Genomic DNA, 22,632 nt, shown 5'->3' with positions numbered 1-22,632 from the left:
TTTCAAAAGACCATCCTTTAAGCCACTTGTTCTTGGCTATCTACCTTCTTTACTACACGACCATAAATCACTAACATTATAGCAGATACGGTTGCAATCCCCACAAATACATACCAGATATAGTGTGCATGGTCGTAAGCAGTTAATTTTTCTGTGTCAGACAAAAGAGCTGGGTCTGGACAAAACTTCTCCAATAGAAATCCTGAAAGACCAAAACCTAGTATCGATGAGATGAAAGAGTGAAGGTGACTAAATCCAAGGTACATGCCCTCTTCTCCTTTAGGCGCTTGAAGAGAGAAATACTCTAAGAAACGAGGTGAGATGAATGATTCCGCAAGACCTTGGAATACAATACCGACAATCATCATGAATGCTACAGGATGCATACCAAGGATTGGTTCGCCTCCCAATAAGTTACCTGATGCCATACAGAATGCTGAAATAGGCATAATGAACATACCTATTGTCATTGAAGTTAGTGCAGATTTGTTTTTCATCAATGCAGTCACAGCTCCTACAGTTAGGAATACCACTAATGGGTTAACGTTAGCATACCATGAAGGAGAGGCACCTTCACCAGCCATACGCAGTACATATTTAGGCATGGTTGCATACAATTGGTGCTGCACCATCCAAAAACCTGTTATAATCAATATAAGTACGATCAATCTAGCATTGGTTAATACTTTCCCAAGTGCATTAAGAATATCATGAATTGATTTTCCTTCCCCCTCATGATGAGAGGTCTTAAAGAATAGATAAACTAAGACAATGGCTAACAAAGTAGCTGCTGCAGAGAAGAAATTTAGGTAAATTAACCCCTCATCCCCCATTGACTCACGCAAAGGCTTAACAATTGTTTTTCCAGAGAATGCGCCGACATTCACCATCGCATAAAAGATAGAGAATCCTTTTGCTCTATTGGCTACCGTTGTCTCTTTCGAAACAGTAGCAGTAATCACCGACTTGATAAATGAGCCACCAATAATGATTAAAGAAACAATAGGAATAATAGCCCATTTTAGACCACTCTCTCTGAGGCCATGGAAATGTGTATGTTGACCATATTCGACAAGCCCTGTTGTCTCAAGTACAGTTGGCAAAGCTCCAAGTCCGAAGTAACCCAATGTTAATAAGGAGAAAGCTAGAATCAATGCTTTCTTAAATCCGATCTTATCCGCATATGCCCCACTAAATGTAGGAAGGAAGTAGAGCAGTCCAGAGAATACACCTGCAATAGAAGCAGCCTGCATGTCTGTAAAACCAAGTATACGTGAAAGATATAAAGTAATCACAATAAAGACACCATAGTAGGCAGCTCTCTCAAGCAACTCCACCGAATTGGCTACCCAAAAGGCTCTCGAAAAAGATGATTGTTGTTTCATAAAGAGTAATAACGTTGATTTATATTAATAATTAGTTGTGAATAAACATTTTTCAGATCATAGCACGAAAATAATAGAATTTAAATCACTTGCACGTTTTTCATTGACAAAAACAGTGATCATCTATTATCATTCAGTACAAAAAACAGACATTATTTGGTAAAAACTAGAACAATTGTCATATGACAGTATCCAACACATACAGGTAAATTGAATTGCATATATTTAATTATAATACATATAATCAATCAACAATTACTGTTAATAATGTTAGGCAGCGTCCACAACTTCCATATGCATAGAAATAGAGAGTCTAAAATAGAAAACAATAGGCTACACGTTTAATAGATTTAGAACTTTTAATATATCAGATTAACCAACTGCTTATCAAGACTAATGTGATTGTATTTACACTGTCGTATAGACCTCCACATCATCCCTAAACGGTAACAATAAATTCCTTCAACATAAGTAATAGTATTAACATAACTATATAAAAACATGATCTTAATACAGATAGCACAATAATTAATATAAAAAACGTAGATGTTTAATCTATTTTTTCATATCTTTAAGATACGTTAATTTGCATATTTTATTTAACCCTTACATGAAAACACTGCTTTACCGATTATTTAGACATAACCTAAAGCCAGAAATAGAGACGGCACAAGGTGCATTTGAGACCTATTTTCCTATATATACTAGTTTCGCATTTGACATATGCTGTAACAAGACGATTGTGAAGTGTCTTATCGAAGACCTATTCATAGATATATGGTTCAATCATCCCAATCCGATTGAAACATGGGGAAACACCAGTGAAATGTTTATGAAGATAAAAGTGTATCTACTAACTCATATGGAACTTTCCACTTCATTATATGAAGGAGTACGTCATCTTTCATACTCAAGGATTAGTCCAGAAAGAGAGAGTCAACTTAAAAACTTTATTTCGATTCTTTCGCCGTTACAACAAGAGATACTAAACTACCATGAAAGCAACCAACTTATAAACGCAACCACTTTAAGAAGCCTTAATCTTAGTACCAGTGAATTTGAAAAAGAAGTAGGTAAAATACTTCAGCTATTACATTCACTTCCCAATCCAAACCAAAAGCTACGCCTTTCTATTAATAGACAAAGCAAACGAGTAGGAAATGAATAATAAAGAAACATCATCAGATATCTCAAATAATAAACGACTATGGACCCATTGGGCAGGTCATATATTAGGGACTAATCCCCCAAAGGAACATCTGATATTAGAGCACAAAGGAAAAGATCTTACCTCTGTATATCGAAGAGTGGTGCAAGCATGGGAACAGTTAAACCAAATTACAAATAAAGATCCTCTTAAAGATCGTAAATCATGGAACACTGTTATGAAAAAGATAAAACATAGAGAAAGAGATGAAAAAAGAAAAGACATACAGAAGTTCTGTATTTATGGTGTTTTCTGGATAGTCATTCTATTAATCATTGTTTGGGCTATTTTTAGCTAAAACATGCTATGAAACAAGTTTTTTGACCAGAGGTTTATGTAAACAAATTATAAGAATGGATGTTCTATCAGTAGCCATTTTATTCATTCTTATAATCTTATTTATATGAAGATACATGAATACCAAGCGAAGGATATATTTAGAGAGTATCAAATTCGCACCCCTAAAGAGAGACTCTGTTTTGATACAAAAGAAGCGATTATCGCTTTTCGTAAAATCAATAAGAAGGTTGTTGTAAAAGCACAAGTGCATACTGGAGGCCGAGGGAAAGCTGGTGGAATAAAACTTGCTTCAAATGAAAAGGAACTTCAGATGGCAACCAATACCATTCTCGGAATGGATATTAAAGGACATATTGTTGAGAAAGTACTTATCTCAGAGGCTGTAGATATTCAGAAAGAGTACTATGTAGGTCTTACTATCGATCGAAGTAACCATACTATTCTTCTCATGGTTAGTTCAGAAGGAGGCGTTGAGATTGAAGAAGTTGCAAGGGTAAGCCCCGAGAAGATTCAAAAATACGCCCTTCCTATAGGTTCTAGTTTAGCTCCTTTTCGAGCAAGAGAGGTCGCATTCGATTTTTTCAAGGATATTCATCTTGTTAGACAATTCGCAGATATCATAGAGAAGATGTATAAGGTCTTCGTAGAGAAGGATGCGTCCCTGGTTGAGATCAACCCACTTGTTATTACAGGAAAAGAGGAGATGATAGCCTTAGATGCTAAGATGACCATTGATGACAATGCAATGTATCGTCATCCTGAATTGGAACAATTAAGGGATGATGATGAAAATGAGAAGCTTGAGCTCGAAGCGAAGCAACATGGGCTTAGCTATATTAAACTAGATGGGAATATTGGCTGCATGGTCAATGGAGCAGGTCTTGCCATGGCCACGATGGATATGATCAAGCTATACGGAGGAACACCAGCCAACTTCCTTGATATTGGTGGAAGCTCTAATCCAAAGAAGGTGAAACAAGCGATGCATTACCTTACACAAGACCCCAATGTAAAAGCCATCATGATTAATATTTTTGGAGGAATCACTCGATGTGATGATGTCGCGCAAGGTCTTCTACAAGCATTCGACGAGATTGAGATTACCCTTCCCATCGTTGTGAGACTATCAGGCACTAATGCTAAAGATGGGCTTAAGATACTAAGTGCATCAAACAAAGTGAAGACCGTTTCCTCAATGAGTGAAGCAGCAAAACTTGCAATTGCAACCATCGCGTAAAATATTGCATTCATCAAAAAAGAGTTATTATGAGCATTCTAATAGATAAAAAAAGCCGCGTCATCGTACAAGGAATTACAGGTAGAGATGGTGCATTTCACACAAAAAAGATGTTAGAATATGGGACGCATATTGTAGGTGGTATCTCTCCAGGAAAAGGAGGCACAACCGTAGAAGGTGTTCCTGTGTTCAATACCATGCAGGAAGCGGTCTTAGAGACATGGGCAGACACCTCCATTATCTTTGTACCTGCACGTTTTGCACCCGATGCCATTATAGAAGCATCGGAATCAGGAATTAGACTTGTTATCGCCATATCAGAAGGGATACCTGTGATTGACATGCTTCGTGTAAAGGAGGTTCTTAAGCGAAACGGCACGAGTATGATTGGACCAAACTGCCCAGGGCTTATATCGCCAGGTAAAGCGATGATTGGTATTCTTCCGACCAATATCTTTAAAGAGGGTCATGTTGGGCTTATAAGTCGTAGTGGAACATTAACTTATGAGATGGTAGATCAACTTACTCGTAATGGTATTGGACAAAGTACTTGTATTGGTATTGGTGGTGATCCTATTGCAGGGTTATACTACCTTGAATTACTAGAACTTTTTGAAGAAGATCCAGAGACAAAAGCAGTCGTATTGATTGGTGAAATTGGTGGCGATGCTGAAGAGATAGCTGCTGAGTTTATCAAAAATCATATGACCAAACCAGTGGTTGCATTCTTTGCAGGGCAAACGGCTCCTGTTGGAAAACAGATGGGACATGCTGGAGCCATTATTTCAAGTGGAAGTGGTACGGCACAAGATAAGATCGCATGTTATGAAGGGTTGGGTATACCTGTAGCGAGAGAACCAGAAGAGATTCCGGTTCTTGTAAAGAAGCTTCTTTCATAACAATAATATCCTCAACGATAGGATTAAAACAGAGGCGTCAATGGGAAGACCATTTGACGCCTTTGTTGATTCTAAAACTCCACCATAATACCTATAGTAGGTATCATATTACCTGAAGAGGTGTCTAGATATTTCAGATCATATCGAGAGGGGTCATTTGGGTCTGTCAGAGGAGTACCATTCTCATCAAACTGTTGCACTAATACATCTGGAGTATCGGTAGCAGCAGCCAACACATTTTGGATATCAATATAGAACATCAGTGTCCACTTGTCATAATACCAAGCTTTATCCACCCGCAAGTCTAGCTGTGAAAAAGAACCTAGTCGCTCCGTGTTAAATGCAGCATAATCTAGATACCCTTGCCCTTGTACATCCCAAGCCTCTTTTAGTGATGATTTAGGCTCGTTGTATGGAGTATAGGGTGATCCTCCTTGAAAACGGTATCTTGCCCCAATAGACCAATTTTTAGGCAGATTCTTCAATACTGTCAAAGCCAATATGTGACGCACATCCCATGACGACGGAATATACTGGTGACGATAGTCTTGGAATTCGGAATAGAAGAAGGTGTAAGAGGCTGTAACATTAAACCCCCTTAAGTCGCTATTGCGATAGAGGGCCTCCATTCCATAGGCTCGCCCTTTAGAGGTGGATGTCACCTCTTCTGTACCTACCACACCAAAGTCGCCACCTTGGCTCGCAGTAGAGATTGAATCTTGAACAGAATAGGGATACTTATCATACTGCTTATAAAAGCCTTCTACAGAGAAAACAGTATTCTCTCGCGGACGTAATACCACCCCTAGTCCAAACTGATCAGAGGATATAAAAGTAATCTCATTGTCTTTGTTTACGAGATTTCCTTCTAAATCTTTATATCCAAGAGTGGTGTTTACCGGCAATTGATAAAGTCTGGCACCATAACCATTTAAGCTTAACTTATCCGTGAAGTTGTATTTCGCAGACAGTCGTGGGGCAAATTGTTTAAAAGGATTATTCATATAAGAGGCATAGCTAGAACCATCAATTCGTAGACCTAGAGATAGGTCAAGTCTTTGATCAAAGAAAGCCTGTGTTAGCTGTGTGAACAGACCAAACTTCCAGTAGTCAAGATTGGTTTTATATTGATAATCAACAACCTCATCTCCAAGATATTCTCTTTGAAAGGTTTTATTATAGTATTGGACATTTTGAACACTAACCCCGGATACAGCCTTAAAGTTTTCATGGTAGAAGTGATTCTCATAACGAAAACGAGTGTTCATCTCATAAGAGTTATAGTTAAGATTCAAGTTATCTACAGTCTCCACATTATCTTTAAACTTCTCTGCACTATTATCGAGGCGGTCATTACTTAATATCAGTGCATGATATCCTTTGTCATAGAAATGTTTATATACGGCACCTAAGGTATAACTCCACTGATTATTGGTAGGTATATTCCCTAGAATATATCTCTGCTCTTCTGTCTCGTTGGCATCCTCATTTAGAACAAGGTCGTCATATGCCCCAATACCGATAAAAGTCAATTCATTCTTACTATCAAACTTATGTTTAATCTTAAACTGAACATCATTATATGTTGGTAGAAAAGGTAGATCCAGCAACTGGAATAGAAACTGCAAATAGGATCTTCGGGCAGAAACAACCATAGTGGTCTTCTCCCCTATTGGTCCATCAGCTGTTAGTGCCAAGTCAGAAGCACCAACGGTGGCCCTAAATTTCATCTTATCTGTATTTCCATCTTTCTGTTCAAAAGAGAGAACCGAACTTAATGGCATTCCGAAATTTGTAGGATAAGATCCCGAATAGAAGTTTACCTCACGAATGAAATCAACATTTAAAATTCCTGTAGGGCCTCCAGAAGCTCCCTGTGTTGTAAAGTGATTAATGGTAGGAATCTCGACTCCGTCTAAAAAGAAACGATTCTCCGCAGGGCCACCACCACGAACAATTAGATCGTTACGGAAGGAGACAGAAGATCCCACTCCTGGATAGGATTGAATCACTTTAGATATATCTCTGTTTCCTCCAGGATTACGCTCAATCTCTTCGATAGGTATTGAACGGAAGGCAATGGGAGCTTCCACCTTCTCTTTAAATGCTGAAGGTCTCACTTTTACCTCATCAATATCAACAACTGAAGGGGAAAGAGAGACTTGTAAATAAGTAGATCTGGCATTAGTTACTAGTAAGGTTTTTGAGATAAACGTTTTGTAACCTAGAAGCGTAACTTTGATGGCATGATAGCCGGGTTTAATATTTTCGATAGTGAATAGACCTTCATCATCGGTTATTGCACCATCAGTAGTATCTGCAATTTGAACCGCAGCAAAGGGCAAGGGTTTATTGGTTTGTGCATCCACTATAACCCCTTTAAAAACACCTCTATTTTTTGTTTGTGCATTTAAGCTTCCTGTTCCTAGGAATAACATCAAAGCCCAAAGCATCACTATATTTTTCATTGTTGCTATTAGTTTGATTTACACTAATAGCAACAATGGTGAACATATAATGTTGTTAAGATTTGACTTTTTCTACTGGCCATTGAAGTAAGATCGATAAAATTGCAGCCATTCCCATTAAATATGGATAGTACAAGAACTGCATTAATTCTATTGGTGTCACCTTGTCTAGCCCAACTAATGTTACCGCAGCGAGAATTTGTGCTCCATATGGGATGAGGCCTTGAACGAAGCAAGAGAAGGTATCCATAATAGAAGCAGCTCTTTTCGGTGAAATATTATAAGCCGTAGCGATATCTTTCACTATAGGACCCGACATTACGATAGCAATGGTGTTATTTGCCGTAAATACATTGACCAAACTCACTAACATAGCGATACCAAATTCGGCACCTTTCTTTCCATTGGCACGTTTACCGATTGTGTTTAGTAGAAACTGTATCCCACCATTAATTCGGATTAACTCTACGATACCTCCGACAATCATTGAGATAATAATGATCTCTGACATCCCCATTGCACCATCACTCATGGTCTTCAACCAATCCCAAACAACCAGTTTTCCTGTCATTAGGCCAATAGATCCAGCAAATACAGTTCCTAACAGTAGAACAAAGATAACGTTCATCCCAGCCAAAGCAGAGATCAGTACAAACAGATATGGTAATACCATAATCAACTCTTGTGTTGTAAAATCGGTAGCTTGTACACTACTTGATACATTACACAATGCATATATCACGATTGTAACAAGAGCTGCAGGAACAACAATCTTGAAGTTCATTCTAAATTTGTCTCTCATCGAACATCCTTGTGTTCTTGAAGCAGCAATAGTCGTATCAGAAATTAACGATAGGTTGTCTCCAAACATTGATCCTCCTACAATAGCACCCAATGCTAAAGCAATACCGACTCCCCCACGCTCGGATAAAGATACAGCCATCGGAGCCAAAGCTAAGATAGTACCTAATGATGTTCCGATAGAGAGTGAGATAAAACAAGAGATTACAAAAACGCCTGCCAGCATGATATTTGGAGGAAGAAAATGTAATCCAACATTAACTGTGGCATCTACTGCTCCAACCGCCTTTGCTGTCGCGGCAAAACATCCTGCCAATAAGAATATAAAGACCATCATCATGATATTCTTATCTCCCATCCCCTTCACAAAAGATTCGATCTTCTCAGGAACTGATCTCTGACTATTCATCGCAATGGCACAAAATGCCGCCACAAGGAAAGAGATTATCAATGGCATCTTATAAAAGTCACCAGACCAAAGAGACGAGACCAAGTAAATCACTAAGAATACAAGGATAGGCAGAAGGGCCCACTTATTTGATTTTACAGTGTTATTCATCGTTATAATAGTTGCATTTTTCTGCAAATATGCCCCTCTTTGTTTAAGATATGAAATATTTCATGCTATTTTTAATTTATTTTCATACTTATATCTATAAACGATGAAATATGATCTTAGGGTAAGATCATTTTAGAAGTGAAGGAGGTAGGTCTATGCCTCTTTGATGATTTACATTGTTAATGAAAAAGAGAGGATCCATAATAATGGATATATGATTATCGGACTTTCAGTGCCAGTTGTGACAAAGGTATCGTTTTGGAAACAAAACATATTCACAAAACAGTGTAAAAGCATATCATCATTGGACATCACCTTGAAGCAGTGTATTGAATCCAACCTATACTAATCCATTCCTTTGAAACCAGTGAAAACTTAACCTATATTTTAGTGATCCTATAAATATCTATTTAACAATCTTGATGAAATAACTATCCACAAAGTATCCTTAAAGCACCAACCAAATCACAGGCAATAAAAGAACGAAAGAAGTTGTACTTGGAATAACTACACCAAAGTTCTGTCTAGTCCTAAATAAACCATTCATATTATATTAGGACTAGACAAGACTCTTATGGGTGTAGCACCATAAATTCACCTTTTGACACTTTACCTAGCGTTCCTTTTACTTTTAGCTGAAGTTCATATTTCGCATCTGTATTCACATCTTGAATATCTAGAAAATAAATTCTTTCATGGTTTTTATCTGTTGAAATATATCCGAGGTGTTTATCACTGGCAATTTGTTTTCCGTCTTTTAACACGATAGCCTTTTCTACAACTAGTTCTGCACCCTCTTTTATTTCTCCAAGGAAGAAATAAACTCCTGCTTCTTTTATTTCATTAGAAACATCATATTTCAGTACAGCAGTTTCATTCCACAAATCCTGTGTATCCCATATTCCGACAACTTTTTTATTTTCTCGCCAATATGATACCCCTTTGTAATCCAAACGTTTAACATGGCTCTTCATACGCCTTTCAAAATCACTCCAGTCTTTCAAATCTTTTGGTGTCCAAGCAGCTTCACTTAAAGCACAATTTCGTGGATAAAGCGCAATGTCCCATAGCTCACTTTTGTGCATAAACGGGGTCCATACAGAAGTTTGGATACCAAGTATAAGCTTCTCCTGCTCTTTTGTAAGGCTTTCTGGAATAGGATTATATTCATAAATATGTTTAGCCGTAGTTACACGTGGCCAACCTTGTGGATGATAAGGATTTTCACTTTGCTTACGCTGGATATAGTATCCTTTATTGGAAGCCACCACTGTTTTACGACCTTGCTTTACTGACTTTTCGGCTCCTTTCATACCACGCCAACCCATTACAGAGGCCGTTGGAGAGAGTCCACCGTCTAAGATCTCATCCCAACCAATTAGCTTACGACCACGGCTCACCACCATTGTCTCAAGCCTTTTGACGAAATAAGCCTGCAGTTCATCCATATTCTCTAGGCCTTTCTCCTTCGCTCTCTTTTGACAATGGGGACAAGCTTCCCACCAGTTTTTCTTTACTTCATCACCCCCCACATGAATATATTCACTTGGGAATAAATCAATCACTTCATTTAGAATATCGTTAATTATTGGATATACTGATTCTTTGCCTGCACAAACTACGTTGCTTCCTTTATGCTTGACATATTTGGTATTTCGCATGGGATAATCTCGGAAGTACTGAATGTATTTTTGTCTCTCCACATTGTCACACCTCATCTCAGGAATAGCCCCTAAAAGAGCAGATGAGTGCCCAGGCAAATCGACTTCTGGCACAATGGTAATATGAAGTTCTTGTGCATATTTAACGATTTCTCGTATCTGCTTCTGGGTATAGAAACCTCCGTAAGAATTGATTTCGCCCTTTACAGGATAATTTGGTTGATTTCGAAATGCAGCAATTTGAGTCAGTTCTGGATGTGATTTTATTTCAACTCTCCAACCATGATCATCGGTTAAATGCCAGTGAAGTACATTCATTTTATGTATTGCCATTAAATCAAGTGTTTTTTTTACATATTCAACAGGCTGAAAGGAACGTGAGGCATCAAGCATAAAACCACGCCATCCAAAACGTGGATAGTCTAGCACATTTACACAAGGGATGGATAGTGTCTTCTGATGTGTATTCACTCTACTAAAGACTTGTTGTGGCATAAGTTGAAGTAGCGTCTGCAGGCCGTAAAAGACACCTGTTCTGCTTCCTCCTGTAACGACAATCTTGTTTTGAGCCACATGCAGTTGGTAAGCTTCGTCACCATATTTATTTTTAAGCGAACGGCTAGTCTTTAATTCAATACTATTAGAACCGGAAGCAGCTTTTAGTTCTATACCTGTCGATATCCTTATTTGATTTTCAAAATATTGGACTTCATTGTTAAGCTTAGTCGGTGATTTCATTTGTGTTTTCGCATTTAACACAAAACTACCTGTTGCAACTTCTGCTTTTACAGGTTTAGGGATAATGGCTAATTTGTCTTGAGCCATCGAAAAGCATGGCAAAATTAAGATCATTGCCAATAGTATTTCTTTAAATGCTTTGTAATTCATACAATTATGATTTAGGTGGTTTTCAGGAGAATCTGTGGTGAGTCTTCGTGATTTCACTAAAAACTCAATGCAACTTATCCATATCATAGTTCTAGTTACATAAGCTATAAATAATGTCTTACAACACTGGGATATCTCCTATTGCAAAGGAAATGACATAACATAAAAGCAATGTTCTCAATATTCTAAGAAATGTTTGAACTTATCTCAATGTCATCTAAACGAAAAGACCTTATCTATACACCGAAGGTGATAAACAAGGTCTTTTGATTGATAATCCACAGGAAACAAGTCATATCTTGACTCGTTTATTCGAAATATTTAATCGTCATATTTACTTTTATTGGTCGTCTGATGCTTCCACTTTATTGTTCTCAGGTATCTCATATATTTCTGGCCGATCCGTATAATATTTTATTATCTTCTCTCTAGAACTAATACCATTGTCGTGAAAAATAAATTCGTTATTACTCATATATTCGCAACCAAGTTCTTTTTTTAAACGTTGAATAAATATTTTTCCTTCTTCGATCTTAGCAATGGCTTGATTAAGGTTATTCCATTTCTTTTTTTGCTGAAAATATTCTTTTTTCCACCGACCAAACAGACGAACCCCTAAGATTATATGCATTTTTTTAAGAAAGTCTGATTCTCTCTGTGATTGCATCTGCTTACTTGAAGTTTCAAGTGTTTTGCTATCTCTTAAAAAGCGAATATATTCTTCTTGGCATTGCGCCAATAAAGAAGCTGGCATATTGGCATCAATACGCTCTATTTCATTCTTGATACCTTCTTGTATTTCAGCAATATTTTCATCTATAGATCTATAAGCATAAGTTCTAAATGACGAATAATAATCATCTATGACTATTGAATTACGTAATAATTCACGCCTAAATATCGCTTCAGATAGAACCTGTTTTTTATAATTTCGATCTGCTGCTGCTTTTTCCTTTTTATAGGCTTCTGAACCATATTCGTAGAAATATTTAATCGTATTTTGGAAACGCAATATTTTCATATAAGCCTGTTCAATATAATCTTCAATAGGATCCAATTTAAACTGATGGTCAAAAATTAAAAGGCACCCATCTCTAATTATCCCGAACTGAGAAAGAAATCTACAATAAACAACTTGATCATCTACTTGCAAAGAGTTCTTTAAATTCCTGTACTCTTTAGGAGTATATATCAACTCCACATCATCATTCCCAAAATGCCAATCATCTGAATCTTTTGATACAGTATTGAATTGAACTGTTAGACCAACTAATTTTTTATCATAGTAAACCAAACCTGCTCGTGCCATCTTATGAGATTTCACTTTAGGTTGTGCCTCGACAAGATATGAAGTCATATTATCTCCATATTTATAGTTTATTGCATCTTCACTAAAATCGACAACAGGGATGGCTTTGATTTGCAATAGTTCTTTGTTTAAAGATATTTCAGAAATACGTTCACCGTAAAGACTCCTAAATACAGGGTATTCATTTAAATTATTAGATAACAAAGATTTGTATACATCTTCTTTTAACTCCTTTTCTACAGCATGAGAATGTTTTACTGAAAATGTTTGTGAAACGATATTACAAGCGGTTATAGGCAATAAGAGAAGTAATAGAAGTGTTTTTAATCGATAAATCATAGTCATATTTTCAGGTCAACTAGTATAGTGATACTTTGATTAGGCGGGTATTTTAAAAGAACAGACATCTGGTCTATTTCACCTTTCATATTTAGTAATACACATATCCTACTAGAGTTAATTCACTCTTTACTAAACCGAATATAGGGATTAGTCTACATTAATTATGCACCATATATCACACATCTTAACACTTCAGTGTATCAACCATTTATTTTACCCGAATATTTGTCATCATTACCTCATGTTCACTCGTTCAAAAAGCATGCTTTCTTTTTCTCCGCTTAACACCAGCACCATATCAATCCCTATCAATAATAATTGAATCAGACCATTCATCACGATTATAATCAGGCAAGAGTCTTGTAACAGACTTCCAATCGGCGGAATTATCCACAGTACAACCTCTTGCTATATTGTCCGTTTCATTAAATTGTACACAAGATATTTCGCAGTGATCCAACTTTAAACTAGTAGCTTATCTTAGAACATTTATATTAGCCTACCTCACTTATTCAGTGTATAGCAGCCATATACAAGAGAAGTACCCTTTCAATCCACTCTCCCATGACTAACATACTACGACACCCTGACTTCTTTTGAATAAAATTCAAAGTATATTCAAAGTTCCCTCACCCAAAATGTAAAATCGATGAATGAACTTCGAGTGAACTTTGAATATACTTCGAGCCATCTCAGACGAAAGGCATGGGTTAGTAGTATGTTATTCTCTTTAAATGTGACGTTTGATTTAAACTTGAACCTTAATATCAATACCACTCTATAAAATCATCATATGAACCACCTCTTTGTGTTCTAATTTGTGAACTCTGCAAAAGTTCCAGGCAACTGTTTTACCTCCGCAGCCAGAATCGATTTCATCTCCTTTAGTTTGGCTGCATATTTAGGATCTTTGGCTAGGTTATGTTGTTCTGTAGGATCAGCTGATAAATCATATAGCTGATCTGCATCGTAATAGTTTGGGTAAAACTTAATCGCGGGAGACTCCCCACCTCGACCACCAGGCTGGTCACAAGTATGTGTGAATGGAGCATTAGGATCGACGCCTTTTTTTGCCAACTTATTACGCTGTTCTACCGTGATATTTTGTACCCATTGAGGCTTTCTAAAAGCTATATATTTCCAATTCTCTTTTCTTACTGAACGAGTCGCTCCTACCTCATGAAATAGATAATCGTGTATTTCACTCTTTTTCCCAGTTAATAGAGGCTTCATACTCACACCTTGGATTGGCAAGTCAGTTTTTAGTGTGACATCACAAAGATCTAAAATCGTAGGTAAGAAATCGACGTTAGATGTAAATGCATCTATACTTCGCCCTCCTTTAAAGAATTTCGGACCGTAAAAAACAGATGGAGTATGTGTTCCACCTTCGTAACATGTAAACTTGCCATGTTCCACTCCATGATCAGACATAAAGATAATGATCGTATTGTCTAGTTCTCCCATATCATCGATCTTCTTTACCAATCGTCCAATAGCATCATCTAGCCATAAACCATCGGTAGCTTCTTTAGGCATATTTGCCTCTTTAACACGTTTTCGAATACTCTCTTGTGAAGGCAAAACATCTACGGGATTATCTAACCACCCTTTGGCTGTTGCCCGACGATCCCCTTTATACTTGGTTCCATATTTTGCAGGACCATGAGACACTGTCGTTGCAAAGTATAGGAAGAAGGGTTCCTCACTATGTTCCGATTCTGCTTTATTTAAGAAATTCAATGCCCCTTTAACGATCCAATCGGTATTGTGAAAAAGCAGGTCTTTGGGTAGAAAACCTGGAAGATTACCTGGATATATCGATGCAGCATAATCAAAACCAACATCTTTATATTTCTGTATCTGGTTGTCGTAAATTCCAGCCAATGCTTCTTGTACTTTGATACTGTCTCCATTCTTAGGAACTCTATGTTTTAATGAGTGTCTTGATTCATCTCCATGAATTACATGATTCTTACCAACTCCACCAGTATAATATCCTGCATCATTAAGTGCTTTGGCAACATTGTAATCGTTATTTGTAATTCCGATATTGAATGTAACATTTGCTTGATTACTCTTCTTTAGTAGTCTTTTAAATCCGATGTTTTGAGCCGTTGATGGATAGCGTCCTGTTAATATTGAGAATCTTGAAGGAGTACAGATTGCACCAACCACGTGCTGTTGCGAGAATATAACACCTTGGCTTGCTAAATTGTCGAGATTAGGTGAAAGGTTTCGTTCATGACCATTAGGAAGATGTCCCTCTTGTAAGAAATTGAATTCAGAGAGGTGTTGATCATCAGTTAAAATAAAAAGAACGTTAGGCTTCTTATTCTGTTTCGGTTTAGCTATAGCTCCATAGTTTACAACAAATGCAGCTCCTAAAACCATCCATGTGTGAAGTTTCATATTTCAAAAGTTAGTTTACTACCAATAGAATCATGAAATAAGCGATATCTTTTCTTTCTATCTTGTTTATACTTCATTAAAAGATATCACCGTAGGAAAAGAGATGCTTCCAATTTATGTGCCTAGTCTAAACAGGATATATCCGTTAGACCTTATAACACTTTTCATCATTCAATTGGTATTATTATTTCCAATACTGTTGTCGTAAGCAAACTTATAGAGTATAATTAACTGACTATCTATCATATTATCACAAAAAGTAACACAGATATCTCGTTGCAGAAATTATGGTAAAACATATGGTCTATTTTTCGTCACAAAGATGTTATCTTTGTCAGTATTCAGATAAACACTTAAATATCATACACATTTTGTATCTAAACATTAACCATAGAAACTATTGTGTTGAAGTATTTGGAGAAGGAGAAGTCCTTTTACTTCTACACGGTTATATGGAATCGAAAAAGGCGTTCGATCCAATAAAAGAGAAACTAGCACTCCAATATAAGGTCATCGCGGTAGACCTTCCAGGACACGGTGATGCCGGTGAGATTACAACTCCTTTTAGCTTTGATGAGATTGCAGCAGATATGATGATGCTTCTTGACCATTTGGAAATTGAAGGACGTGTTCATTTTGCAGGGCACTCTATGGGAGGTTACGTGGGACAAGCCATGGCTGCTTTTTATCCCAATACACTAAAATCCCTAAACCTTATTCATAGTGCTACATGGGCAGCAAGCAAAGAGTATCAAAAACTTAAAGAGAGAGAGAAGAGCTTTGTTTTAAAGGGAAAAGCAGGAAGTATTGCCCGTATCTCTATTCCAGACAGTTTTGCGCCTAAAAACAGAGAGAGGATGCGCCCAGTCATTGATCAAATGATCGAAGATGCACAAAAAATGACTACCGATTCATTAGTAACCATCATCGACGCGATGAAAGGAAGAGAGTCTTGGTATCATTTAGTCAATTGCTATCCTATTCCTGTTCATATCATCGCTGGAAAATATGATCAAGTAGCACCTTTAGAGAAGCTACAGGCTGATCTTCCTAATTGGAGAAATGGACATTTGACCATTTTAGAACAATCCGGACATCATGGATTTATTGAAGAACCAGAAGTGTTCCTATATCAACTAAATCAATTTACCACGCAAATAGATGCGCATTGGCAGGATAGACAAAAGGTAAAAGAATCCACAAAATTAGATCAGAAAGAAGACCTATAAGTACGAATTAACCTTTTTTTTAAGGAATGGTTCTATCGTACAGCGACCATTTTTAGTTTAACTATTAATAATGAACAATTTAGCCTAAATAGGTTGTATTTTTAGAAACATTTTAAATTGTCGAATTATAGGGCCGATCTATTGATCTATTTACGTATGGGTTCTACATTTGTGGAGATTTAAATAGAAATCAGTTAAATAAAGATTCAAATATCTTAAATAGAGACTTATGAGCAGTTTTATGAAATCTTCCATCGGGAAGAAATTCTTTATGAGTGTTACTGGGTTATTCCTGATAACATTCATCTTTGTTCACCTGAGTTTGAACTTACTGTTGATCGTTGACGACAGTGGCGACTTGTTTAACATGGCAGCACACTTTATGGCTACCAATCCAGCAATCAAGATTATGGAGCCTGTATTGGCACTAGGTTTCTTGGTTCACATCATCTGGTCGTTTGTTATCACTTTGGAGAACAAAAAAGCACGTCCAATTTCTTACAATTCAGGAGATAAAGTGCTTAGTCCAATTGCTCCATCAAAGAACATGTTGATTCTTGGAGGAATGGTACTTGTATTTTTAGTAATGCACATCGCTAACTTCTGGTGGAAATTCAAGATCTCTCATGTAGGTCTTTCTGAAGTTCATGTAATGCAAGGTGGTGTAAGTGTTGAAATGGAGAACGCGTATGCATTAGTTGCTGGTTTTTTTAAAGCATCACCTTTATATTGTATAATCTACATGGTTGGTGCAGCACTATTAGGACTTCATATCTCTCACGGATTCTGGTCAGCGTTACAGACAATTGGTTGGAACAACCAGATTTGGAGAAAGCGATTGGAAGTGGTTGCACGCATCTTAGCATGGGTAATTGCAGTAGGATTCGCGATTATTCCGTTATACTTCATGATTAAATTCTAAGAACCTTTAAGGATTTTACAGATGAGCATTTTAGATTCAAAAGCACCAGCTGGGCCATTGGCCGAGAAATGGTCTAAACATAAAGCAAGTATTAAAGTTGTTTCTCCAGCAAACAAGCGTAAACTAGACGTTATTGTTGTAGGAACAGGTCTTGCGGGTGCATCTGCAGCTGCTTCATTAGGAGAGCTAGGATACAACGTAAAGGCATTCTGTTATCAAGATTCTCCACGACGTGCACACTCTATTGCAGCACAGGGAGGTATCAACGCAGCAAAGAATTATCAAAACGATAATGACTCTATCTATCGTCTTTTCTACGATACAATTAAAGGAGGAGACTATAGAGCAAGAGAATCGAACGTATATCGTTTGGCAGAGGTTTCACCTCTAATCATTGACCAATGTGTTGCACAAGGAGTTCCATTTGCACGTGAATATGGCGGATCACTATCTAACCGTTCATTCGGTGGTGTATTGGTAAGTCGTACGTTCTATGCTCGTGGACAAACTGGTCAGCAGTTGTTGTTGGGTGCTTATTCAGCACTAAACCGTCAGATCAACGCAGGAACAGTAGAGATGCATAACCGTACGGAGATGCTAGATCTTGTTGTTGTAGATGGTAAGGCAAGAGGTATTATTGCTCGTGACATGATCACTGGAGAGATCCAAAAACATGGTGCACATGCTGTATGTATGTGTACAGGAGGTTATGGAAACGTATTCTTCCTTTCTACTAATGCAATGGGATGTTCAGGATCGGTAGCAGCACAGATTTACCGTCGTGGTGCTTACATGTCGAATCCTGCATTCGTACAGATTCACCCTACTTGTATTCCAGTTCACGGATCACAACAGTCTAAGTTGACTTTGATGTCAGAGTCTTTACGTAATGACGGACGTGTTTGGGTACCAAAGAAAAAAGAAGATGCTGTTAAACTTCAAAAAGGAGAGATTTCAGCAAACAATATTAAAGATGAGGATCGCGACTTCTATCTAGAGCGTCGTTACCCATCATACGGTAACCTTGTACCACGTGATGTTGCTTCTCGTGCTGCAAAAGAGCGTTGTGATGCAGGTTTCGGTGTAAATGCTGAAGGTAAAGCGGTATTCCTTGACTTTAAATATGCTATCGACCGTTTAGGACGCGATACTATTGAGAAGCGTTATGGTAACCTTTTCCAGATGTATGAGAAGATTACTGACGTGGACCCATATAGCAATCCTATGCAGATCTATCCTGCGATTCACTATACAATGGGTGGAACATGGGTTGATTATAACTTGATGACAACTATTCCTGGACTATATTCATTAGGAGAAGCAAACTTCTCTGATCACGGTGCAAACCGTCTAGGAGCATCAGCATTGATGCAAGGATTGGCAGATGGATATTTCGTTCTTCCTTATACTATCGGTGATTATCTTGCAGATGAGATCATGGTTCCTAAGATCGAGACAACCCTTCCTGAATTCGCAGAAGCAGAGAAGAGTGTTACAGATCGCTTGAGTCAACTTTTCAATGCGAATGGATCAGAGCCAGTAGACTATTTCCACAAAAAGTTGGGTATGATCATGTGGGATCATGTAGGTATGTCTCGTAATGAAGCAGGTTTGAAAACGGCTGTTTCAGAGATCCGTGCTCTACGTGATGAGTACTATACAAATGTACGTATCCCAGGTGAATTGGATAATCTTAACCCTGAACTGGAGAAAGCAGTTCGTGTAGCAGATTCATTCGATATTGCTGAACTTATGGCATTAGATGCATTGGCACGTAATGAATCATGTGGTGGACACTTCCGCGAAGAGTCGGCTACAGAAGAAGGAGAAGCAAAACGTAACGATGAGATCGGATGTTACGCTTCGGCTTGGGAATATAAAGGTGCTGGGCAAGAGCCTGTAATGCATAAAGAAGAATTAGTTTTCGAGAATGTAAAACTTGTTCAACGTAGCTATAAATAATTAGTTAGATAATCCACATTACGATGGCAGATAAGATTTTAAATAAGCTATATATCAAAATTTGGAGACAGAAAAACTCCAAATCACAAGGAGCATTCGAGACCTATGAGTTGGAAAATGTTTCACAAGGAAGTTCTTTTCTAGAGATGCTTGACATCCTTAACGATCAATTGATTCGTGAAGGTAATGATCCAGTTGCATTTGATCACGATTGTCGTGAAGGTATCTGTGGTATGTGTTCTCTTTACATCAATGGTGAAGCACACGGACCTGATACAGAAATTACAACTTGTCAGTTACACATGCGTAAATTCAACGAAGGGGAGACAATTACGATTGAGCCTTGGAGAGCTGGAGCATTCCCTGTAATCAAAGACTTGATTGTTAACCGTAATGCTTTTGAAGAGATTCAACAAGCAGGTGGTTATGTTTCTGTAGGTACTGGTGGTGTTCCTGATGGTAATGCGATCCCTATTGGACAAGACGATGCAGAAGAAGCAATGGATGCAGCTGCATGTATCGGTTGTGGTGCTTGTGTTGCCACTTGTAAAAACTCTTCAGCAATGCTATTTGTATCTGCGAAAGTTTCACAATTTGCCAAACTTCCTCAAGGTAAAGTAGAAGGTAAGCGTAGAGCGAAAGCAATGGTATCTAAAATGGATGAGCTTGGATTTGGTGGATGTACCAACACTGGTGCATGTGAAATCGCATGTCCTAAAGCAATTTCTATCTCAAACATTGCACGTTTGAACCGTGAGTATCTATGTGCTAAATTAGCAGACTAATCTCTGTATAGCACTAATCACATATATAAAAGCGCCACATTCGTGTGGCGCTTTTTTCATGTCTACAGTAGCGATATTCAGAGCCTGTGTCATTCCAAAAGATCACATGGATATCAAGACATTTATCCACCACCCTCTTATTTGTATGTTATAAAACATAATAGTGACAACAGGAATAGATCTTATTTTAACATATATTTACATCATTAAATAACCTTGTACATTGATCTTCGTTTGCCATGAATCAATCATATACTTCTAGATTAAAATATAGAGAAGGAACCGCCCAAGATAATACACAAATCCGTAAGGGATATTTGTGGATAATGGGCTTTGTGATTGTTATACCCTGGTTATTGATTTATGGTCTATGTACATACATAACCACATCAATTTTAGGCATTAAAATTACATCCACTGAAGTGGACATGTCTACCACTTCCCTATTTTGGACAAGCTTTTCAGGTTTATTTGCTACAGTATTAACGGTAGCAGGAGCGATCAAGATTATGGAGAGGAAAAGACTTCGGGATATTGGTCTACGAATAGAAAATCGTACTACAGACATAATTATTGGTGTTATTTCTGCTGCATTATGTATTATAATAGGATACATCGTTCTTATCTCAACCAAGCAAATTGAGTTTATTCGCACCAACTTCAACCTCTATGAGATGAGTGCAACCATATTTATTTTTCTATTCGGAGCAATGATAGAAGAGTTGTTAACTAGAGGGTACATGCAACGAGTTTTGATGAGTAGGTTCAATAAGTATGTTGCAATATTAATCTCTTCACTCATATTTATGCTCATGCATGGGGCTAATCCGAACTTAGGTATAATCCCATTTTTAAACCTGTTCCTTGTCGGTATATTATTTGGACTCTCCTATCAGTATACAAAAAACCTATGGTTTCCTATAGCATTTCACGCCAGCTGGAACTTTTTCCAGTCTCTATTTGGTTTTAATGTAAGCGGCATATCCTTCTATTCAGCTATCGAAAGTCGCATACATACTCCGACAATAATCAATGGTGGTAGTTTTGGATTCGAGGGATCTATTCTTTCTATCTTATTTGAGGTCGGCATCATTCTTTGCTTGTTTTTATACTACCATAAGAGTGACGAGATATATCGATAGAGTAAGTAATACTTATATGACAACAAGAGTTAGGTATTTCTCATCACCAATTCCCCATAGAAACTACAGCTCATATAACGACAATAGGCTATACAATAGATAAATTACAGTGAGAACGTAGTAAATAAACACAGATAGAGCAGTTGAAATGATCCCCCTCTTCTTATCTCTAAGATTCAAAATAACAGACAAACTACCTTGGTTTTAATTGTTAATCCTAAAACATTTTTACTTTTGCACCGTTTTAGAGATATATAGAACATAACTATACGCACTTTTCAATTAAGTTATGTCTATAATGACAGATAAAAATAGTAGTAGAATAAACCCCCTTTATTCGTGATAATTATGCCATATCGTAGACTACCAAATACAGATAAAGCAAGATTGCGAGCGATTCGCAACGCCATAGATACTGCAGACAGACAGAGTATTAATAATATTCCATTTGATGTTTCGTTGCTCGCACAACTTCAATCATTTTACCCAATATTTGAGACCGCAACATTGAATCAGAAACAAGCGATTAAAGAACAGAATCTAAATAGTAAGAAGTATGGAAAGGCGGTAGATAATGCAAGGCTATATCTACATCATTTCATCCAGGTCTATAATTTTGCGGTCATAAGAAAAGAGATCAAGGCAGAGACACGCACGTTATATGGTTTAGATCCATTAAACACAAAGCTTCCAACACTAACCAATGACAAAGAGCTTCTCTTTTGGGGAGAGAAATATATCCAGGGTGAACAGCAACGTATTACACAACGAGGAAATCCAATATACTCTCCTTCCATCGCAGTGGTAAAAGTAAAATATGATCTATTCAAGGATCTTTACTTTAGTCATAATACGTTCAAAAAGAGCACCATTAGACATTCTAAAGAGGTCTTAAAACTCAGAAACGAAGCGGACCGATATATTCTTAAACTATGGAATGAAATCGAAGGATACTACTCTCGACTTGCAGCAGAAAGAAAAAGAGAAAGAGCGAGTGAGTATGGTGTAGTGTATGTATATCGCCCTTATGAAAGAGCAAAGAAGGACTCTGAGAAGCAGCAATGTAAACTAAACATATTAGACCCCAATTTAATGGTAGAGGCTTAACCTCTACCATTAAATTT

16 protein-coding genes are annotated in these 22,632 nt (G+C 37.4%); 10 read left to right on the top strand and 6 right to left on the bottom strand.

Annotated features, from left to right (window positions below):
* Positions 1–17: 17 nt before the first annotated feature.
* On the bottom strand, positions 18–1,385 hold the full coding sequence (locus K5X82_12865) for an MFS transporter (GenBank protein ID QZT36171.1): 1,368 nt from the start codon (positions 1,383–1,385) through the stop codon (positions 18–20).
* Positions 1,386–1,995: 610 nt separating this feature from the next.
* Between K5X82_12865 and K5X82_12860 the strand changes: the two genes are divergently transcribed.
* The 4 genes from K5X82_12860 (at position 1,996) to sucD (ending at position 5,028) form a co-directional block, all read left to right on the top strand.
* Positions 1,996–2,553: a hypothetical protein gene (locus K5X82_12860; GenBank protein QZT36170.1), complete on the top strand. Its 558-nt coding sequence runs from the start codon at positions 1,996–1,998 to the stop codon at positions 2,551–2,553.
* Positions 2,546–2,890, top strand: a complete 345-nt coding sequence (locus tag K5X82_12855; protein ID QZT36169.1) for a hypothetical protein — start codon at positions 2,546–2,548, stop codon at positions 2,888–2,890. Before K5X82_12860 ends, K5X82_12855 begins: the two co-directional genes overlap by 8 nt.
* A gap of 105 nt (positions 2,891–2,995) precedes the next feature.
* Positions 2,996–4,129: an ADP-forming succinate--CoA ligase subunit beta gene (gene sucC, locus K5X82_12850; protein QZT36168.1), complete on the top strand. Its 1,134-nt coding sequence runs from the start codon at positions 2,996–2,998 to the stop codon at positions 4,127–4,129.
* Between the two features lie 29 nt (positions 4,130–4,158).
* Positions 4,159–5,028 carry a succinate--CoA ligase subunit alpha gene (sucD, locus tag K5X82_12845; protein QZT36167.1) on the top strand — a complete coding sequence of 290 codons (870 nt, stop codon included), beginning with the start codon at positions 4,159–4,161 and terminating at the stop codon, positions 5,026–5,028.
* Between the two features lie 71 nt (positions 5,029–5,099).
* Here the strand turns inward: sucD and K5X82_12840 are convergent, their stop codons facing one another.
* The 5 genes from K5X82_12840 to K5X82_12820 form a co-directional block, all read right to left on the bottom strand.
* Positions 5,100–7,496: a TonB-dependent receptor gene (locus K5X82_12840; protein QZT36166.1), complete on the bottom strand. Its 2,397-nt coding sequence runs from the start codon at positions 7,494–7,496 to the stop codon at positions 5,100–5,102.
* A gap of 55 nt (positions 7,497–7,551) precedes the next feature.
* Complete coding sequence (locus K5X82_12835; protein ID QZT36165.1) at positions 7,552–8,856, bottom strand: Na+/H+ antiporter NhaC family protein; 1,305 nt, start codon at positions 8,854–8,856, stop codon at positions 7,552–7,554.
* Between the two features lie 572 nt (positions 8,857–9,428).
* Complete coding sequence (locus tag K5X82_12830) at positions 9,429–11,405, bottom strand: beta-N-acetylhexosaminidase (GenBank protein ID QZT36164.1); 1,977 nt, start codon at positions 11,403–11,405, stop codon at positions 9,429–9,431.
* A 340-nt stretch (positions 11,406–11,745) separates the two neighbouring features.
* Positions 11,746–13,053: a hypothetical protein gene (locus K5X82_12825; protein ID QZT36163.1), complete on the bottom strand. Its 1,308-nt coding sequence runs from the start codon at positions 13,051–13,053 to the stop codon at positions 11,746–11,748.
* An 816-nt stretch (positions 13,054–13,869) separates the two neighbouring features.
* Positions 13,870–15,468 (bottom strand): sulfatase-like hydrolase/transferase, encoded by a 1,599-nt coding sequence (locus K5X82_12820; GenBank protein QZT36162.1) that lies wholly within the window; start codon positions 15,466–15,468, stop codon positions 13,870–13,872.
* Positions 15,469–15,839: 371 nt separating this feature from the next.
* Between K5X82_12820 and K5X82_12815 the strand changes: the two genes are divergently transcribed.
* The 6 genes from K5X82_12815 (at position 15,840) to K5X82_12790 (ending at position 22,615) form a co-directional block, all read left to right on the top strand.
* Positions 15,840–16,697 (top strand): alpha/beta hydrolase, encoded by an 858-nt coding sequence (locus K5X82_12815; GenBank protein QZT36161.1) that lies wholly within the window; start codon positions 15,840–15,842, stop codon positions 16,695–16,697.
* A 229-nt stretch (positions 16,698–16,926) separates the two neighbouring features.
* Positions 16,927–17,619, top strand: a complete 693-nt coding sequence (locus K5X82_12810) for a succinate dehydrogenase cytochrome b subunit (GenBank protein ID QZT36160.1) — start codon at positions 16,927–16,929, stop codon at positions 17,617–17,619.
* Positions 17,620–17,640: 21 nt separating this feature from the next.
* Positions 17,641–19,581, top strand: a complete 1,941-nt coding sequence (locus tag K5X82_12805; protein QZT36159.1) for a fumarate reductase/succinate dehydrogenase flavoprotein subunit — start codon at positions 17,641–17,643, stop codon at positions 19,579–19,581.
* A gap of 23 nt (positions 19,582–19,604) precedes the next feature.
* Positions 19,605–20,366, top strand: coding sequence for a succinate dehydrogenase/fumarate reductase iron-sulfur subunit (locus tag K5X82_12800; protein QZT36158.1), 762 nt, complete (start codon positions 19,605–19,607; stop codon positions 20,364–20,366).
* 239 nt (positions 20,367–20,605) lie between these two features.
* Positions 20,606–21,508: a CPBP family intramembrane metalloprotease gene (locus tag K5X82_12795; protein ID QZT36157.1), complete on the top strand. Its 903-nt coding sequence runs from the start codon at positions 20,606–20,608 to the stop codon at positions 21,506–21,508.
* 348 nt (positions 21,509–21,856) lie between these two features.
* Positions 21,857–22,615 (top strand): hypothetical protein, encoded by a 759-nt coding sequence (locus K5X82_12790; GenBank protein QZT36156.1) that lies wholly within the window; start codon positions 21,857–21,859, stop codon positions 22,613–22,615.
* Positions 22,616–22,632: the final 17 nt, after the last annotated feature.

The organism is Prolixibacteraceae bacterium, assembly GCA_019856515.1.
Lineage (GTDB): Bacteria > Bacteroidota > Bacteroidia > Bacteroidales > Prolixibacteraceae > Halosquirtibacter > Halosquirtibacter xylanolyticus.
The sequence above is the reverse complement of the archived record's forward strand: the minus strand, read 5'-3'. Positions and strand labels throughout refer to the sequence as shown.

Bases quoted from the DNA above. Each gene is read 5' to 3' on its own strand.
- K5X82_12865 (QZT36171.1), bottom strand. From the start codon at position 1,385: ATGAAACAACAATCATCTTTTTCGAGAGCCTTTTGGGTAGCCAATTCG.
- K5X82_12860 (QZT36170.1), top strand. From the start codon at position 1,996: ATGAAAACACTGCTTTACCGATTATTTAGACATAACCTAAAGCCAGAA.
- K5X82_12855 (QZT36169.1), top strand. From the start codon at position 2,546: ATGAATAATAAAGAAACATCATCAGATATCTCAAATAATAAACGACTA.
- sucC (QZT36168.1), top strand. From the start codon at position 2,996: ATGAAGATACATGAATACCAAGCGAAGGATATATTTAGAGAGTATCAA.
- sucD (QZT36167.1), top strand. From the start codon at position 4,159: ATGAGCATTCTAATAGATAAAAAAAGCCGCGTCATCGTACAAGGAATT.
- K5X82_12840 (QZT36166.1), bottom strand. From the start codon at position 7,496: ATGAAAAATATAGTGATGCTTTGGGCTTTGATGTTATTCCTAGGAACA.
- K5X82_12835 (QZT36165.1), bottom strand. From the start codon at position 8,856: ATGAATAACACTGTAAAATCAAATAAGTGGGCCCTTCTGCCTATCCTT.
- K5X82_12830 (QZT36164.1), bottom strand. From the start codon at position 11,405: ATGAATTACAAAGCATTTAAAGAAATACTATTGGCAATGATCTTAATT.
- K5X82_12825 (QZT36163.1), bottom strand. From the start codon at position 13,053: ATGATTTATCGATTAAAAACACTTCTATTACTTCTCTTATTGCCTATA.
- K5X82_12820 (QZT36162.1), bottom strand. From the start codon at position 15,468: ATGAAACTTCACACATGGATGGTTTTAGGAGCTGCATTTGTTGTAAAC.
- K5X82_12810 (QZT36160.1), top strand. From the start codon at position 16,927: ATGAGCAGTTTTATGAAATCTTCCATCGGGAAGAAATTCTTTATGAGT.
- K5X82_12805 (QZT36159.1), top strand. From the start codon at position 17,641: ATGAGCATTTTAGATTCAAAAGCACCAGCTGGGCCATTGGCCGAGAAA.
- K5X82_12800 (QZT36158.1), top strand. From the start codon at position 19,605: ATGGCAGATAAGATTTTAAATAAGCTATATATCAAAATTTGGAGACAG.
- K5X82_12795 (QZT36157.1), top strand. From the start codon at position 20,606: ATGAATCAATCATATACTTCTAGATTAAAATATAGAGAAGGAACCGCC.
- K5X82_12790 (QZT36156.1), top strand. From the start codon at position 21,857: ATGCCATATCGTAGACTACCAAATACAGATAAAGCAAGATTGCGAGCG.